This window comes from Rhizobium sp. IY2 (assembly GCF_047532935.1).
In the GTDB taxonomy this organism is placed as follows: Bacteria; Pseudomonadota; Alphaproteobacteria; order Rhizobiales; family Rhizobiaceae; genus Rhizobium; species Rhizobium anhuiense.
This window is the reverse complement of the sequence record NZ_JBLKNU010000001.1, coordinates 697,533-714,515: the sequence shown is the minus strand read 5'-3', so window position 1 is coordinate 714,515 and position 16,983 is coordinate 697,533. Positions and strand designations below refer to the sequence as shown.

Here is a 16,983-nt window from a genome sequence, read left to right as displayed (position 1 = left end):
GGATGTTCTTTGGAATTTGATATTCCGATCGCCGGTCAAATCGGATGTCCCACTCGTTGCCAATAGTCTAGTTAATTTATAGGTTTTGTGCATTGGAGGATCCCCATGCAAGAACTGCGCATCGTCGGAATATCAGGAAATGTAAAGGCGCCATCCCGCACATCGGCGCTGGTCGCGTCCATCCTTCGGCGCATCGAGTCTGAACTTGGCATCCCTGGACGGCACATTGACCTGGCTGTGTCTGCACCGGTGCTGTTTCGAGCCTTGCGGGCTGACCAACTGGGTGAGGAAGGCGCGGAGATCGTGCGCACGGTTGAGCGCGCGGATGTCCTCATCGTCGGCTCCCCGGTTTATCGCGCTTCATATAGCGGGGCGTTCAAGCACCTGTTCGACCTAGTTCACTATGAGGCGCTGGTCGGCAAACCGGTGATCCTCGCCGCAACGGGCGGAACGCCGTTGCACGGCCTGATGATCGACCATCAGCTCCGGCCCCTGTTCAGCTTCTTCAAAGCGCTGCCGCTGCCAACATCGGTCTACGCGCTTGAGAGCGAATTCGACTCATACGCCATTGCAAGTTCAGACATCCAGAAACGGATCAGAGCGGCCGTGCGGGAACTGGAACTGATCGTTCCGCACGCCAGGATGCTCGCCTTAGCCCGCGCCGAAGAACAATCGCGGCTAAGCGCCTGACAAATTACGAATAAGCACGGAGAGACCGATGTCACAATCGAAGAAAGAACCCTTGAAATTTGCCTACTGGGTGCCGAACGTGTCGGGCGGCCTGGTTATCAGTTCGGTCGAACAACGCACCGATTGGGGTATCGACTACAACCGCAAGCTCGCCCAGATCGCCGAACAGTCGGGTTTTGAGTTTGCCCTGAGCCAGATTCGCTTCACGGCCGGATATGGCGCCGACAACCAGCACGAGTCGGTCTCCTTTTCCCACGCACTTCTTGCAGCCACCGAGAAGCTTCGCGTCATTGCCGCCGTCTTGCCCGGACCGTGGAACCCGGCGCTGCTTGCCAAGCAGATCGCCACCATCAGCCACCTCACCAACGGCCGCGTCGACGTCAACATCGTCTCCGGCTGGTTCCGCGGCGAGTTCGCCGCCATCGGCGAGCCCTGGCTGGACCATGACGAACGCTATCGTCGCTCCGAGGAGTTCATCCGTGCGATCCGCGGCATCTGGACGGAAGACGTCTATAACCTGCGCGGCGATTTCTATCGCTTCACGGATTATTCGATGAAGCCGAAGCCGATCGGCGGCGTTCCGCAGGTATTCCAGGGCGGTTCCTCGCGCGCGGCTCGTGACATGGCGGCCCGCGTGTCCGACTGGTACTTCACCAACGGCAACACGCCGGAAGGTCTGAAGGCCCAGGTGGATGACATCCGCACCAAGGAAAAGGCTTTCGGCAAGACCTGGCGCACGAAGATCGGCATGAATGCTTTCGGCATCGTCCGCTCCTCGGAGAAGGAAGCGCAGGAGGTCCTCCAGGAGATCCTCGACAAGGCCATTCCCGAGGCGGTCAAGGGTTTCCACCACGAGGTTCAGAATGCCGGGAATTCCTCGCCGGAGCGCGAAGGCAACTGGGCGAAATCAACCTTCCAGGATCTGGTGCAATACAACGACGGTTTCCGTTCGAACCTGATCGGCACGCCGGAGCAGGTGGCCGAACGCATCATCGGTCACAAGCGGGCCGGCGCGGACCTCATTCTGCTCGGCTTCCTGCATTTCCAGGAAGAGGTGGAATATTTCGGCAAGCACGTCCTGCCGATCGTCCGCGAACTGGAAGCGATCGAAGACCAGCGGCTGGAAGCCGCCGAATAACGGCTTCCTTCACAAACTGAAAAAGCGAACGGCTCCCCATTCCAGGGGAGCCGGATGGTGGCGCGCGTCTTCAGGCTGGGCCTGCGGATTTCTGCGCATAACGGAGCAGACGATGGTGAATGCGCATTACACGGCACTCGATGAGACTTCTACGGTGAGGGAATATTCCCCGCTGCCGGTGTCCGGTCAATCGAGCCGTAGCGTGGCGACTGCCGACAGCAATGCGCTGAGCCACCCGCCCATATTGGCGCTCGCGGGCATCACGCTCTCCTTCGGCGGCGTCACGGCGATCTCGAATGTCGATCTTGCGGTCCAGCCGGGCGAGATCCGCGCGATCATCGGCCCTAACGGCGCCGGCAAGAGTTCGCTGATCAACGTGATTTCAGGGCAATACCGGCCGGATGTCGGCCATGTCAGCCTCAATGGCAAGACCTATGCGCAGGTGCCGGCGCAGAAAGCCGCGCGGCTCGGCATCGCCCGCACCTTCCAGAATCTTGCACTATTCAAAGGGCTGACGGTTCTCGAAAACGTCATGACCGGCCTGACATTCCAGCGCCGCTCGACCTTCATCGGCCAGGCGCTCGGCTCGCCCCGCGCGCGCCGCGAGGAGCGCGAGGCGCGTGAACGGGCACGGCAAGTCATCGACTTCCTGCATCTCGGCCATGTGCATGACCGGCTTGCCGGCTCGCTCCCCTATGGCCTGCAGAAGCGCGTCGAACTTGCCCGGGCGCTAGTGCCCGATCCGCAGATCCTGCTGCTCGACGAGCCGATGGCCGGCATGACCGCCACCGAAAAGCAGGAAATGGCAGGCTTCGTCCGCGCCGCGCGGGAGGGTTACGGCACGACGATTATCCTCATCGAACACGATATCGGCGTGGTCATGGGGCTTTCAGACCGGATCGCCGTGCTCGACTACGGCCGCAAGATCGCCGACGGCACCCCGGCCGAAGTGCTCGCCGACCAAGCCGTCATCGACGCCTATCTTGGCGTTACCCGCGAGGACCAGGAAGAGGCGGACGCGTAATGGAAAGCTTCGACTATCTCTTCTTCCTCGAGGTGCTGACTGGCGGACTGCTCTCCGGCGTCATGTACTCGCTCGTCGCGATCGGTTTCGTGCTGATCTACAAGACCTCGGGCGTCTTGAATTTCGCGCAAGGGGCGCTGCTCCTGTTTGCCGCCCTCACCTTCGTCTCGCTGGTCGAGCGCGGAGTGCCTTTCTATCTGGCGCTTGCCCTTACCTTCGCCATCATGGTGCTGCTGGGCATCGGCATCGAACGCGCGGTGCTCCGACCGCTCGTCAACAAGCCGCCGATCACGCTGTTCATGGCGACGCTCGGGCTTTCCTACATCATCGAGGGTGCTGCCCAGCTTCTCTGGGGCACGCAGGTCCATGCCCTGGAGCTTGGTATCGAGGATGTGCCTTTCGAATTTTACGGAGTCTTCATCTCGCAGTTCGATCTCTTCGCCTCGGCCGTCGCAGCCTTGATGGTCATCGGACTGACGCTCTTCTTTCGCTATACCCGGGTCGGCCTGACCTTCCGCGCGGTGGCGGACGACCAGTTTGCGGCACTCGCCGTCGGACTTCGCCTGCCGCGCATCTGGGCCACCGTCTGGGCAACCTCGGGCCTCGTCGCACTGGTCGCAGGCCTTCTCTGGGGCGCGCGCAGCGGGGTACAATTCTCACTCTCGCTCGTGGTGCTGAAGGCTCTGCCAGTGCTGGTGCTCGGCGGTTTCGATTCTATCGCCGGCGCCATCATCGGCGGCCTGCTGATCGGCGCCTCGGAAAAGCTCGCCGAAGTCTATATCGGCGAATATTTTGGCGGCGGCATCGAGGGCTGGTTCGCCTATGCGATCGCGCTGGTCTTCCTGCTCATCCGCCCCTCCGGCCTGTTCGGCCAGAAGCTTGTGGAAAGGGTCTGAGCCATGGCTGCCATCACCTCCCAACCCGTCGTTTCGGCAAAACTTCCAGGCTGGATCGCGCCGCTTGCCATCCTCATCATCGCCTTCGCCGTCGTGCCCTTCATCGGCTCGAGCTATCTCATCGAAGCGCTGCTGCTGCCGTTCCTGGCATTGTCGCTGGCCGGCGTCGGCCTCAACCTGCTCACCGGCTATGCCGGGCAGGTATCGCTCGGCAGTGCTGCCTTCATGGCCGTCGGCGCCTTTGCCGCCTTCAATTTCAATCTGCGTGTCGAAGGCCTGCCGCTTCTCGTCTCCATCGCGCTCGCCGGCGGTATTACGGCTGCGGTCGGCATCGTCTTCGGCCTGCCAAGCCTGCGGCTGCGCGGCTTCTATCTCGCGGTTTCCACGCTTGCAGCACAGTTCTTCGTGCAGTGGGCACTGACCAAGTTCGGCTGGTTCTCAAACGACAATCCGTCGGGCGTGATCGACGCGCCGAAACTCACTATTGCCGGCATCGATTTCGACAGTTCGACTGGGCGCTACTATTTCTCGCTGATCGTCGTCACGGTGCTGACTTTCTTCGCCTGGCGTATCGCATCCTCCCAGACCGGACGCAACTTCATCGCCATTCGCGACAATGAGACGGCGGCCAGGATCATCGGCGTGCCGGTGCTGCGCACCAAGCTGCTCGCCTTCGCGCTTTCCTCCTTCATCATCGGGATCGCTGGCGCGCTCTGGGCCTTTGCCTATCTGCGCACAGTGGAGCCGGCCGGCTTCAATCTCGACCGTTCGTTCCAGATCCTGTTCATCATCATCATCGGCGGGCTGGCGACGATCCGCGGCGCCTTCCTGGGCGCGGCGTTGATGGTGGTCTTTCCTGTCGTACTGTCGCGGGTCGGATCGTTCCTCCTCGGCGATCTGTTCGATTCAGGCGTGCTCGACATGAGCCAGCGCATCGTCATCGGCACACTCATCATCGTCTTCCTGATACTCGAACCCGATGGGCTCGCGGCGCTCGGAAGGCGGCTGACCGGACGGTTCAGGCCCAGCACGCCAGAACCCGTCGGCTGAGCTGCCACATCATCATCTTTGAACGCATTGGAACACCGGCATAGCCGGTCAACAGAGGGAGTATGTCCAATGAAAAATCTGAAAACCACAGTCAAGGCGGCGGTCGCAGCGCTCGCCATCATCGGTGGGGTCGGCTTGGCGCCGGCCCATGCCGATGAACAATATTTCCCGCTGCAGAGCTATCGCGTCGGGCCTTATGCCGCCGGCGGCACCGGTTTCTTTGGTGGCTTCATCGACTACCTGAATCTGATCAACACCCGCGACGGCGGCGTGAACGGCGTCAAGCTCACATGGGACGAATGCGAAACCCAGTATGAGGTCGAGCGCGGCGTCGAATGCTACGAGCGCCAGAAAAGCCATCCGAACGCGGCAGCCTGGAACCCGCTTTCGGTCGGCATCGCCTATGCCATGATCGACCGCATCACCAATGACAAGGTGCCGCTGATCACCGTGAACCATGGCCGTACCGACTCCACCGACGGGCGCGTCTTCCCCTACGTCTTCCCGCTGCTTCTCAACCCCTATTCGGAAACGTCGGGTATCGTGAACTACCTTGCCTCTAGGGAAGGTGGTCTCGACAAGCTCAAGGGCAAGAAAATCGTCGTGCTCTATCACGGCTCGCCCTATGGCAAGGAAACCATTCCGATCTATGACTTGTTGGCCGAGAAGTATGGCTTCACGGTTCAGCAAATCGAGGTGCCGCATCCCGGCAACGAGCAGCAGTCGCAGTGGTTGACGATCCGTCGTGCCAAGCCGGATTACGTCGTCCTGCGCGGCTGGGGCGTGATGAACCCGGTGGCGTTGAAGACCGCGGCCAAGGTCGGCTTCCCCGCCTCCAAGATCGTCGGCAATGTCTGGTCGAATTCGGAAGAAGACGTGATCCCCGCAGGCGAGGCGGCGGTCGGCTATACCGCGATCACCACCCAGGCTTCAGGCCAGCAGTATCCTGTCCTGCAGGAGATCGTGAAGACGCTCTACGATCAAGGCAAGGGTAATCTCGAAGATAAGAAGCGCATCGGCTCGGTCTACCACAACCTCGGCATCGTCAATGGCATCCTGAATGTCGAAGCGATCCGCACCGCACAGGAAAAATTCGGCAAGCGTACGCTGACCGGCGACGAAGTGCGCTGGGGCTTCGAGCACCTGAAGCTCGATGAGGCCAAGGTCGCAGCACTGGGCGCCAAGGACCTGTTCCACTCCATCAACGTCTCCTGGGACAACCACGAAGGCGATGGCTATGTGACCTTCCAGCAATGGGACGGCAAGAAGTGGAACGTCGTCTCCGACTGGATCGCGCCGGACTGGAAGCTGCTGCGTCCGATCATCGAAAAATCCTCGGAAGCCTACGCCAAGGAAAAGGGCATCAAGCTGCGCACAGCGGCCGATGCCGAAGGCACCGTGACCACGAACTGACGATGTGAGGGATGGCGCAAGCCGCCATCCCTCATCCCATAACCCGGTGCGGCAGATCGGTTTGCCTGCGCCGGGCCTCTCTCGCTGATTGGTTTTGGAACGAACGACATGTCCGACGAAACGATCCTTCTTGATATCAACTCCGTGCACGCCGTCTACAACAAGACGATCAAAGCCCTGAACGGCGTGAGCTTTCAGCTACGGCGCGGAGAAATCCTTGCCCTTCTCGGATCGAACGGTGCGGGCAAGACGACGGCGCTGAAGGCCATCTCGAACCTGTTGCCGGCCGAACGAGGCCAGGTGACGTCAGGCACGATCCGTTTCGAAGGCCGCGACGTGCTCAGCGAGAAGCCCGCCAATCTGGTTCGATCAGGTCTGGTACAGGTGCTCGAAGGGCGACATTGCTTCAAGAGCCTGTCGGTCGAGGAAAATCTCATCTCCGGCGGCCTTGGTCGCTCGTCGTCCAGGCGCGAGATCACGGCCGACCTCGATCGCATCTATGGCATTTTCCCCAGGCTCAAGGAGAAGCGCCGTACGTCGGCAGGGCTTACTTCAGGCGGCGAGCAGCAGATGACGGCGATCGGCCGCGCGCTGATGTCGCGACCGCGGCTGCTTGTTCTCGACGAGCCGTCGATGGGTCTGGCGCCGCTGGTAATCAAGGACATCTTCCGTTCGCTCAAGGCGCTGAACCGGGAGGATGGGCTTTCCATCCTGGTTGCCGAACAGAATTCGACGGTGGCGCTTCAGTACGCCGACCACGCCACCGTCATCGAAAACGGTGTCGCCGTGCTGTCGGGTTCCGCCGCCGAATTGCGCAGTCGTGACGACATCAAAGCTTTTTATCTCGGGGAAGGCGCGGCCTTCGCCCACGGCAGGCCGGCGGCCTGATCCATCCTCATATCCATCATTCAGAAGGGAGACCGAAATGAACGTCATCGCCAAAACAGACAGGGTTGCCGTACCCGGCGTCAAACGACCGGAAAAACCTGCGCATATCATCAAGGACGATGCAGAAGCGGTCGCGGTCGCCCACCGGCTCGCCGCAGAGTTCGTCAAGGGTTCCGCAGATCGTGACCGCGAGCGGATCTGGCCGGCGGAAGAGCTGGATGCCTTCTCGCAGAGCGGGCTCTGGTCGATCAATGTGCCCAAGGCGTTCGGCGGACCGGAGGTCTCCTACGTCACGCTCGCAAAGGTGGTCGAGATCATCTCCGAGGCGGATTCATCGATCGGCCAGATCTCGCAGAACCATCTCGGCGTCGTGGCGGCAATCCGTACGGTTTCGGACAAAGCGCAGCAGGAACTGTTGTTCGGCGAAATCCTCAAGGGCACCCGCTTCGGCAATGCCTTTTCGGAATTCGGCTCCAAACGCGCGGTCGATTTTGAAACCAGGTTTGTCGACCATGGCGACCACGTCGTCGTGAACGGTCGGAAATTCTATTCGTCCGGCGCCTTGCTTGCCCATAAGGTGCCGATCGTGGCGCTCGATGACGAGGGCCGCGCCTGGTACGCGATCGCCGATCGCGATGCGCTGGGTTTGACTGTCATCGACGACTGGTCGAGCTTTGGCCAGCGAACCACGCTGTCGGGTACCGTCATCCTCGACAATGTCAAAGTCGACAAGGCGTGGCTGGTGCCCGGCTACAAGGGCTATGACAAACCGACGGCCGACGGCGCCATCTTCCAAATCATCCAGGTTGCCGTCGATACCGGCATCGCATCGGCAGCGATTAAGGAGACGATCGATTTCGTCCGCACCAAATCCCGCGCCTGGGTCGATAGCGGCCTCGAGCATGCCTGGGATGATCCTTACACGATCCAGGCGATCGGAGGACTCCAGCTCAGGCTGCATGCGGCTCAGGCGCTGCTCGATAAAGCCGGACTTGCAATCGACCGGGCGGTCGCCAATCCCAATGCCGATACCGTGGCGGAAGCCCAGGTCTTCACGGCCGAGGCCAAGATCCTCTCCACCGAGATCGCTATCGAGGCGACCAACAAGCTGTTCGAACTGGCGGGCACCCGCTCGACGCTTGCCGAGCACAATCTCGACCGCCATTGGCGCAATGCCCGGACGCATACGCTGCACGATCCGGTACGATGGAAATACTCGATCCTCGGCAAGTATTTCCTCAATGGAGAGAAGCCGCCGCTGCACGCCTGGAGCTAAAAGGGCTGCCATTCGCACTTCGAAACTCAGAATATTTCAGTGGCGAGAGGGACCTCATCGCCACTGTCCTGCTATCCTTATATGTCGAGAGCATCCAGTGACCGCGGCGTTTCGGATTGATCTGCTCCCTGGAATATAAGCGGTCTTAGGTTAGCCGCCGTTCAACCGCTCGAACATCGCTTCGCCATGCTTGCGCGTGTGGACGGCGGTGCCGACCAGCAGTTCGTGCTGGTCATTCTCCAACTGGGCAAGTGCGTCCGTGGCGAATTCCTCCGGCGACATCATGTATTGCCGCTCCGCACTCGCTGCCCGCACGCCACCGCCGAGATTGGTGTCGACCATCGGTGGGACCATCTCGACCACCCGCACGCCCGTCGCCTTCAACTGGTGACGAAGCGACAGCGTGAAGGAATGGAGGGCGGCCTTGGTCGCACAATAGACGGGAATGTCGGCCTTCGGCGTAAACGCCAGTCCCGAGGTGACGTTGACGATGACGGCGCTGGGTTGCCGCTTCAGCATCGGCAGCAGCTCGCCGATCAGTTGGATCGGCGCGGCAAGGTTGATGGCTATCTCCTGGTCGAGATCGGCCACGGCCTGATCATCGTCGAAATGCCTGACGTACTGCACCCCGGCATTGTTGATCAGCATGTTGAGGTCGGGATGGTTGTTTTCCAGCCAGCCCGACAGGCTGTCACGATTGTCGAGATCGGTGACGTCGCAGACCCGCGTTATCAGAGCAGGCACGGCCGCCTGCGCCCTGTCCAGCGCCTCCCTGCTCCTGCCGCAGATGATGACGCGATTTTTCCGTTCGGAAAGTTGCTTGGCAAGCGCCAGCCCGATGCCGCTTGCGCCGCCGGTGATGAGAATGGTGTTGTCCGTCAGTTTCAAGTCGAACGTCCTTCTATGTTGACATGAAGGTGCGCCGACAAAGGTTTCAGAGTTCCCGGCGGACACACCTGCGAGACCGGCAAGCCGGCTGCGGTGTCGCGGTTACCCTGAAAGGAGGAGTTGCCGCCCGATGGGCGACGGCCGGGCTACCATCCGACCAGCACTCTTTCGACGGAATTTTTATAAGGCAGATTTTGCTTCGATGGCAAGTGGCGACGATGGCTGTGCCGAACTGCTGCGCTCAGCCGCATCCCTGCCCTCCAGCCTCATCCAGACGTGTCGTCCAAGGAGTCCAGGAACGCGAGCACTCGGCTGGTGAGGAGCGCGGTCGCATCCGCGTCGTAGGATGGAAGCGAGCTGTCGGCGAAGTAGTGCTGATCGCCGGGGTAGAGGAAAAGCTCCGCCTTCTCGACCTTTTCCACAATCTCGCGGGCGGCGTCGATATCGCCCTCGCCTGCGAAAATCGGGTCGTTGTCCATACCGTGGATCTGCACCGCGACGCCATCCGGCCATGGTCCGAAGGCCCACTCGCCGCTGATCGGCAGGCAGGAGTAGAAGAGGAGCGCCCCACAGGCCCCAGGCCGCGTCTGCGCCAGCTTCTGCGCCGGCAGCACACCGAATGAGAACCCGCCATAGACGAGCTCGACCGGCAGTTCGTCGGCGAGGCGGACGCCACGCTCCCTGACAGCGTCGAATCCGATTTCACCGATATAGGCGAGGCCTTCTTCGATGCTGGGGAAGGTACGCCCGTCGAACAGATCAGGCGTATGCACGATGTGGCCGGCTGCCCTCAAAGCGTCGGCGAACGCATGCACACCCGGGGTCAGCCCCTGTGCGTGGTGGAATAACAAGACCTCAGCCATACGAAGCCTCCGGATGGGATGATCGGGCGCACATTCGGCAACTCTACCGGGTCATCGCCTCGTCGGGAAGGCGTCAGTCGCAGGCCAGTCCCATACTCTAGGTGTGGCAGCAGGAATCGTTCCCGCTGTCATCGGGTGAAGGCTGCAGGCGATTGTCGACACTCTCCTCGTTTCCACCAGGCGGCAGGTCCATGGCGATGTTGGATGCGAAAAAGCCGTTCGGTTTCAGTGTGAAGCCTGCATATTCCACCGGCATGATCGGAAAATCCTCGGGCTTGCAGACATGGGTATGACCGAAGGAATGCCAGAGCACGATATCGGCATTCTCGATTTCGCGGTTCTGCTTGACATAACCCGGCAGGCCGTCGCCGCCGGCATGCACGTTCGGATAATCGCCGCTCGCATATTTCTCCCTGGCATCGAAGGCCGTGATCCAGATGTGTTTCTTGGCGAAGCCGCCGCGCTGGGCAACGGTCGAATCCGGCTGGGCAAGCATGACCGGTGACGGCATGACGATGATCTTGTAGCCCGGCGTTTTGCCGACGCTGTTCTGCATGTTGGGGTTGGAGACTTTCCAGTAGCGGCCGGTCTCGCCATTGGCGAGTGCAGGCGAATCGAGTTCGCGCTTCAACACGCGAGTCCTGGTATCGAAGACATTGCCATAGGGATTGTCCTCACCCCAGGGACGCGGCACGAACTCATGCTCGGTCACAGTATTACCACCGCCATCGACATCCATATGCAGGCGCGCATTGAAGAAATGCTGGTGGGTCGGACCGCCGAGATTGTCATCGACCATGCCGCCCCACGGATAGGTTTCGCCGGTCGCGACTGCCGCCGTCTGGATGATGCCGGTAAGCTTGGCTTCGAGCTGGATCGTGCCGTCCTGGTAGAGATACCAGTAGAAGCCGTAATCATAATTGCCGACGGTTGCGAAGAACGAGATGACGAGGCGGCGGGAGCGGCGCACTTCGAAAATACCGTTGCGAAATTCGTAATGCTTCCAGAGGATTCCGTAATCCTCCTCATGCATGCAGATGGCGTTCTTCATGATGAAAGGCTGGCCGAAATCATCGGCCGCCGGCACGTCGAAATAGTGAATATGGCCGAGGCAGTCGCAGCCGAGTTCGAGGCAATTGGCCAGGCGCCCGAGGCCATATTCGCCGGCATCGAAAGCGCTCTTCCAATAATGGTTCGCGGTCGGATCGGCATAGGGAACGACCATTTCGGTGACGCTGGCGCGAAAGACGACGGGCCGCAGCCTGCCCTGATCCTTGATGCCGAGTTCATGCAGAACGAGGCCTTCGCGCGGGGTGAAACCGACACGGAAACTCCAGTTCTGCCATTCGACTTTCCAGCCGTCGACAGCAAAGCTCGCCCCGTGCGGCTGAACGATATGCAGCGGCTTGAGATCGGGCCGGAGTTCCGGGAAGGTTTCGCGGCCATAATTGCGCTTCTTCCGTGGAACCGGAATGATCTTTTCATCGTCGACGAGATCGACCACTCGGTTGGTGACCAGGTCGACCACCGCCACCACACCCTCGATCGGATGCGCATAGCCGTTGTCGCGGATATCCTCGCGCCAATAGGACACGGCGCGGACGATGCGCTTTCCCTTCTCGAATTCGCGGCCAAAATAACCCGAGGAAAAAGGATCGATCTGGATGAGCGGAATATCCTCGTCGGTAATGCCGCGCTTCTTGACGGCAGCGATCCAGCGCGGATCGGATTTGACGGTGCCCTCAACGGTTTCGAATTCGCACAGCATGACCGGCGGCTGGCCATAGGGCAGTTCGTCAAGGGGCAGTCTTGAATAGGAGGACACTTTGCCGGCGGTCAGATCGACGATACCCTCGAAGGTCTCGCCGTTGCTGATATCCATGGCCAGAATGAAGGCGAGACGCGGCAGACTGTTGCCCAAGCGATAAGTGGCAAGATCCGTCTTGGTCGGCTCCTCCAGCCGGGTTATCGGAAAGCGGAAGGTGGCCGCGAGTTTCTGCGTATCCTTGAGGATGGCAACGGCAGAAGCGATCTCGGCCAGGCTCAGGGGATCGAGCGGATGGGTGACTGCGACAACGGCGTCCATGGACATACCTCTTTGATTTGGGCCTCTTTGATTTTGGGCCTCTTGGCTTCCGGAAAGACGACGCACCATCGCGCGTCGCAAGCTGTGCGGTGATCAGGATCGACCGGAGCAGATCTGCGTCTCGATCGTCATTGCCTCTGCGTGAATGCAAAACACCGAGCAGAAGACATGCGCCTCAAAGGCAACCAGCAAAGTCGCGCCGGTAAGGATCGCGCTCGCGAGAGCCAGAAAGCGATCGACGGGTGCAAGTTCGGCAATGGCACTCATTCGAAGACCTTTCCGAGTGAGGCGTAGAGAGCGGGCTTGGACTTCTTGACCTGGATCGCAAAAAGCGCACCGAGAATGCCCACCAGTACCATCGCATAGGGGAAAGCCTTGACGATCGGGCTTTCGCTGCCGGAAAGCAGGGAAAGATTGGAACTGACCAGCACCAGCGAACCCATCAGGCCGAGCAGCGCCAGCGCCGGAGCGATCATCGTGGTCCAGGCGCTGTAGCTGTTCGGCGTCTTGCGGAAGAACATGACGATTGCGACGGAGACCAGCACCTGCACCAGCAGGATACCGATCCCTGCAAGCGCCGCCATCCACGAGAACACGACGGTGTAGGGATCGGCGCCGAAGATGACGAACAGGGCAAGAACGACGGCCGCGATCAGACTTTGCAACAGGCCTGCGGCATAGGGTGAGCCATGCTTGGCGTGAACCTTGCCAAGCACCTTGACGGCCAGCCCTTCCCGGCCAAGGGCGAAGAAATAGCGGTTGAGCGTATTGTGGAAGGAAAGGATGCAGGCAAACAGGCTGGTGATCAGCAGCACGTTCATAACCTGGCTCGACCATGCGCCGAGCACGGAATTGGCGGCAGCGAAGTAGAAACTGTCGAGGCCGGCAGCAGCGGAGGCCTGCACATTGCCCGGACCGTAGAATTGCACGATGGCCCAGGTGGAGAAGGCGTAGAACAGGGTGATGAGCAGCACCGCAACATAGGTGGCGCGGGGGATGGTCTTCTCCGGATTTTCGGCTTCCTCGCCGAAAATGGCCGTCGCTTCGAAGCCGATGAAGGAACCGATGACGAAGACCAGCGCCACACCAAGACCTGATGTAAAGACCGACGATGGCGCGAAGGAGGAAAAGGTGATGCCTTCTGGTCCGCCGCCTGAAAAGACGATGGCAAGATCGAGAACCAGCAATATGGCGATTTCGGCGATCATGCAGACGCCAAGGATCGCGCCTGAGAAGGCGATGTTGCGTTGACCGCAGACCAGCACGACGACGAGTGCCGCGAAGGCCCAGGCCCACCACGGCAGGACCAGCCCAAGCGGCGCTATGGCGTTGGCCACGAAGAAGCCGAACAGGCCATAGATGGCGATCTGAACCGCGCTATAGGTGACCAGCGCCATGAAGGCGCCACCCACGCCAGCCGGCTTGCCGATGCCATGGGTGATATAGGTGTAGAAGGCCCCCGCGCCGCCCACATGCCGGCTCATGGCGGTGAAGCCGACCGAGAAGAGCAGGTAAAGCAGGCCGGCGAGCACGAAAGCGCCGGGAACACCTGCGCCATTGCCAAAGGCAAAGGCGGCCGGTGAAGCGCCGACGACGGCCGTGAGCGGCGCGGCCGCGGCAACGACGAAGAACACGATATGGGCAAGCCCCACCGAGTCCTTGGCCAGACGACGCTCCGGCGATGATGGTGCGGGCATGCTTGCTTCCAATGTCATGGAGAAACCCCTCTTTGCCTGTTTGTTGCCAAGAGGGTAAGCGCGGCGATCTGGCCTCGAAATTGCAGTTTATGCCAATGAATCGATAATTCGCGCCACGACGGTCACCGGAGACGCTGAAAATGGCAGTTGCACCGCATTTGATCAGCCGGATGCCCGCAGTTGCTTCAATTCGAGCCTCTGTCTTGATCCCGCTGGTGCAACAAATCGATAAAAGATCCGGGAAAACCGACCTTCTTCTGGCTTCGCACGGCATTCTGCGCTCGCAACTGGAAGATCCCTACGCTGTCCTGCCCATGGCGCGTTATGTCGCGCTGTTCGAGGATGCCGCGACGATAACAGGCGAACCGGCACTCGGAGCCCGCATGGCCACCGGTTTCAGGCCCGCCGATCTCGGCCCCATCGGCATGCTCTTCGCGCTCTCGCCGAACATTCGCAGCGCTTTCGAACGGCTGTCCAAATATGTGAACGCGTTGCAGGGCGCGACCAGTTCCGGCGTATTCGAGGAGAATGGCGATTTTGTCTGGAGCTACCGGATCGTCGACCCCAGCATGTGGCCGCGCCGGCAGGACAGCGAATTCACGATTGCCGCCTCCTGTCAGCTCGTCCGTTCGTGCTTCCGCCGAGGCTGGCGACCGATCGAAATCCAGCTCGAACATCACGCCCCACGCGATGCCGGCGTGCTGGAACGCATCTATGGCGCGCCCATCCTGTTCGGCCAATCCGGCAACCGCATCGTCATGAACAAGGCGGATGCCGATCGTGTCCACCGCTCGGAAGACAAAAGCCTGATCGAAATCCTGGAGCGGCACATCGGCGATCTGGTCAACGAGCCGGCGGCCGGCGAAGCTGTCAAGGAAAAGGTCCAGGCCCTGATCGGCATCTATCTTGGCCGCAAACCGATCACGGTCGCAATCCTCGCCGCCGAACTGAAGATGTCGCCGCGAAGCCTGCAGCGCCGGCTGTCGGAGGAAGGCGTGTCACTTCGCGATCTCGTTCGCCAACACCGCCAGACACTCGCCGCCCATTATCTCGGCGACCGACATGCCGCACCGATGTCCGAGGTGGCGCGTGTGCTGGGTTATGCAGACAATACGGTGCTCTGGCGTGCGCTGCGGTCCTGGGAGAAGAAAGGGAACCACCCACCTTCGATCGGTTAAACGAGGATGTACGGCAACGGAGATTGCCTGTTCGCCTCACCGCTGCTTATCAAGGAGTTTTCAGCAGCGCTCAACGCCCTTTGCCGCCAGGAGGTCGTCAACGGCTGTCGACGTCAGAAATTCCGACAATTGCCTCGTGGCTTCCGCGTCCGTTGCATCGGCGCTGATGCCGATGGCGAAGTCGATATAACTTTGGAGTTCTGCCGGAAACGGGCCGACAAGCATGACCTCGGGAGCGGCGGCGAGGATCGACGTCACGGGAACGACGCCCAGCTCGGCTTCCCCACGACCGACGGCCGCCGCCGTCTGCCCTCCGGATATGGTCACCAGCTTGGGCTTCACCTCATCGGCTATTCCCAGGCGTTCCAACAGACCGGAGAAATAGCCGCCACTGGTTCCGTCACTGGCGTAGGCGATCGATCCGGCGCTCTTCAACGCGTGTTTGAACGCTTCCACGGACCCGATGTCGAGCGGCCGGCTGCCTGCCTTGGTCGCCATACCCATTGCGATCCGGCCGAACGCGACCTCACTCCCCGCCTTGACTTTTCCCAGGGCTGCCAGATCCTGAACCAGATTCGGATTGGTGATGACGAGGTCGAAGGGTTCGCCAGCTTCGATCTGCTTCTTGACGACAGGATTGAGCTCCCACTTGAGCGCAACTCTGTGCGCTGTGGCCGTTTCGTACCGGGATATGAGAGCAAGGACGGCGGGTCGAACCGCAATAGCGCCAAAAAGACGGACTTCCCGAGTCATATCAGAACTCCGCCTCTGATCTAACGATCTTGTCCAGCAGACCCTACGGCCCCGCCCCAAAAAACGCCAGCCGCGTGAAGATCGTATAGTCCGCTTCCGAAACCATCAACGCGACAAAAACCAGCACCAGCAGCGGCGGCAGCAGGATGGCGTAGACCAGCGCCAGCCGTTCCCAGGCCATGTGCATGAAGACGGCGACGATCAATCCGGCCTTCAGCATCATGAACACCAGGATCAGGGTCCACCTGAGGTAGCTCTGGACGCCAAGATAATCGACCATGTAGGACGCCGCGCTGAGCACGAAGAGCAGGCCCCAGACGAAGAAATAGAGCCCGATCGGGTGCTGCTGTCCGCTGTGTGCCTGTGCATGCGCCGTTTGGACTTGTGCATGCGCCGTTGTCTCGCTCATGACGACCTCACCACAGATAAAAGAATGCAAAGATGAAGACCCAGACCAGGTCGACGAAGTGCCAGTAGAGGCCCATGATCTCAACGGCCTCGTAGCGGCCTTTCCGGCTGGTGAAGAAGCCACGCCGTTCCGCGTCGAAATCGCCGCGCCAGACCTTGCGGGCGACGATGAGGAGGAAGATGACGCCGATCGTGACATGGGTGCCGTGAAAGCCTGTTATCATGAAGAAGGTCGAGCCGAACTGCGCCGCCCCCCACGGGTTTTCCCAGGGGCGCACGCCCTCGGTGATCAGCTTCGTCCATTCGAAGGCCTGCATGCCGACGAAGCATGCGCCGAGAAGTGCTGTCAGCAGCATCAGCACCGCCGTCGTGCGGCGGTCGCGGCGATAGCCGAAATTGACCGCCATCGCCATGGTGCCGCTGCTCGAGATCAGCACGAAGGTCATGATCGCGATCAGGATCAACGGCACATCCTGGCCGCCGATATGCAGCGCGAAGACCTCGCTCGGATTGGGCCATGGTACGGGCGTCGATATGCGGGCGGTCATATAGGCGATCAGGAAACAACCGAAGACGAAGGTGTCGCTCAAGAGAAAGATCCACATCATCGCCTTGCCCCAGGAGGCGGTCTTGAAGGCGCGCTGATCCGAGCTGAAATCGGCGGCGACACCGCGAAGGCCTGATGGCCTGAGGTCAGCCCCACCATGTGTCTCGATAGTCTGTGCCATCTGCACC

General features: G+C 60.7%; 17 protein-coding genes. 9 read left to right on the top strand and 8 right to left on the bottom strand.

What is annotated here, in order from left to right:
• Positions 1-105 precede the first annotated feature (105 nt).
• The 8 genes from msuE (at position 106) to ACMUVN_RS03410 (ending at position 8,375) form a co-directional block, all read left to right on the top strand.
• Positions 106-690: an FMN reductase gene (gene msuE / locus ACMUVN_RS03445; RefSeq protein ID WP_127430298.1), complete on the top strand. Its 585-nt coding sequence runs from the start codon at positions 106-108 to the stop codon at positions 688-690.
• A gap of 28 nt (positions 691-718) precedes the next feature.
• The gene (gene sfnG / locus ACMUVN_RS03440; protein WP_063475140.1) at positions 719-1,828 is read left to right on the top strand and encodes a dimethylsulfone monooxygenase SfnG; all 1,110 of its coding nucleotides are present in this window, start codon (positions 719-721) and stop codon (positions 1,826-1,828) included.
• 112 nt (positions 1,829-1,940) lie between these two features.
• A complete protein-coding gene (locus tag ACMUVN_RS03435; RefSeq protein ID WP_132572307.1) occupies positions 1,941-2,852 on the top strand; it encodes an ABC transporter ATP-binding protein in 912 nt (303 codons plus the stop codon).
• A complete protein-coding gene (locus ACMUVN_RS03430; RefSeq protein WP_063475142.1) occupies positions 2,852-3,748 on the top strand; it encodes a branched-chain amino acid ABC transporter permease in 897 nt (298 codons plus the stop codon). Before ACMUVN_RS03435 ends, ACMUVN_RS03430 begins: the two co-directional genes overlap by 1 nt.
• A gap of 3 nt (positions 3,749-3,751) precedes the next feature.
• Complete coding sequence (locus tag ACMUVN_RS03425; protein ID WP_132572310.1) at positions 3,752-4,798, top strand: branched-chain amino acid ABC transporter permease; 1,047 nt, start codon at positions 3,752-3,754, stop codon at positions 4,796-4,798.
• Between the two features lie 69 nt (positions 4,799-4,867).
• Positions 4,868-6,211 carry an ABC transporter substrate-binding protein gene (locus ACMUVN_RS03420; protein WP_132572313.1) on the top strand — a complete coding sequence of 448 codons (1,344 nt, stop codon included), beginning with the start codon at positions 4,868-4,870 and terminating at the stop codon, positions 6,209-6,211.
• Positions 6,212-6,319: 108 nt separating this feature from the next.
• On the top strand, positions 6,320-7,099 hold the full coding sequence (locus ACMUVN_RS03415; RefSeq protein ID WP_132572316.1) for an ABC transporter ATP-binding protein: 780 nt from the start codon (positions 6,320-6,322) through the stop codon (positions 7,097-7,099).
• A gap of 37 nt (positions 7,100-7,136) precedes the next feature.
• Positions 7,137-8,375: an SfnB family sulfur acquisition oxidoreductase gene (locus tag ACMUVN_RS03410; protein WP_132572319.1), complete on the top strand. Its 1,239-nt coding sequence runs from the start codon at positions 7,137-7,139 to the stop codon at positions 8,373-8,375.
• 150 nt (positions 8,376-8,525) lie between these two features.
• Here ACMUVN_RS03410 and ACMUVN_RS03405 read toward each other — a convergent pair whose 3' ends face one another.
• The 5 genes from ACMUVN_RS03405 to ACMUVN_RS03385 all read right to left on the bottom strand — a co-directional run bounded on the left by ACMUVN_RS03405 (position 8,526) and on the right by ACMUVN_RS03385 (position 13,927).
• Positions 8,526-9,263 carry an SDR family oxidoreductase gene (locus tag ACMUVN_RS03405; protein ID WP_063475147.1) on the bottom strand — a complete coding sequence of 246 codons (738 nt, stop codon included), beginning with the start codon at positions 9,261-9,263 and terminating at the stop codon, positions 8,526-8,528.
• 266 nt (positions 9,264-9,529) lie between these two features.
• Positions 9,530-10,126, bottom strand: a complete 597-nt coding sequence (locus ACMUVN_RS03400; RefSeq protein ID WP_063475148.1) for a dienelactone hydrolase family protein — start codon at positions 10,124-10,126, stop codon at positions 9,530-9,532.
• A gap of 97 nt (positions 10,127-10,223) precedes the next feature.
• The gene (locus ACMUVN_RS03395; RefSeq protein WP_414814875.1) at positions 10,224-12,212 is read right to left on the bottom strand and encodes a primary-amine oxidase; all 1,989 of its coding nucleotides are present in this window, start codon (positions 12,210-12,212) and stop codon (positions 10,224-10,226) included.
• A 93-nt stretch (positions 12,213-12,305) separates the two neighbouring features.
• Entirely contained in the window at positions 12,306-12,479 is a 174-nt protein-coding gene (locus ACMUVN_RS03390; RefSeq protein ID WP_165932204.1) for a hypothetical protein, read from the bottom strand.
• Positions 12,476-13,927: an APC family permease gene (locus ACMUVN_RS03385; protein WP_132572325.1), complete on the bottom strand. Its 1,452-nt coding sequence runs from the start codon at positions 13,925-13,927 to the stop codon at positions 12,476-12,478. The genes ACMUVN_RS03390 and ACMUVN_RS03385 overlap by 4 nt, the downstream gene beginning before the upstream one ends.
• 122 nt (positions 13,928-14,049) lie before the next feature.
• Between ACMUVN_RS03385 and ACMUVN_RS03380 the strand changes: the two genes are divergently transcribed.
• Complete coding sequence (locus ACMUVN_RS03380) at positions 14,050-15,087, top strand: AraC family transcriptional regulator (RefSeq protein ID WP_132572328.1); 1,038 nt, start codon at positions 14,050-14,052, stop codon at positions 15,085-15,087.
• A gap of 60 nt (positions 15,088-15,147) precedes the next feature.
• On the opposite strand, the gene ACMUVN_RS03375 is transcribed toward ACMUVN_RS03380, so the two are convergent.
• Genes ACMUVN_RS03375 through ACMUVN_RS03365 form a run of 3 tightly spaced genes read right to left on the bottom strand, consistent with a single transcriptional unit; the run spans position 15,148 to position 16,976 of the window.
• Positions 15,148-15,840 (bottom strand): substrate-binding domain-containing protein, encoded by a 693-nt coding sequence (locus tag ACMUVN_RS03375; RefSeq protein ID WP_132572331.1) that lies wholly within the window; start codon positions 15,838-15,840, stop codon positions 15,148-15,150.
• 43 nt (positions 15,841-15,883) lie between these two features.
• The gene (locus ACMUVN_RS03370) at positions 15,884-16,249 is read right to left on the bottom strand and encodes a cytochrome C oxidase subunit IV family protein (protein ID WP_063475152.1); all 366 of its coding nucleotides are present in this window, start codon (positions 16,247-16,249) and stop codon (positions 15,884-15,886) included.
• Between the two features lie 7 nt (positions 16,250-16,256).
• Entirely contained in the window at positions 16,257-16,976 is a 720-nt protein-coding gene (locus ACMUVN_RS03365) for a heme-copper oxidase subunit III family protein (protein WP_132572334.1), read from the bottom strand.
• Positions 16,977-16,983 lie beyond the last annotated feature (7 nt).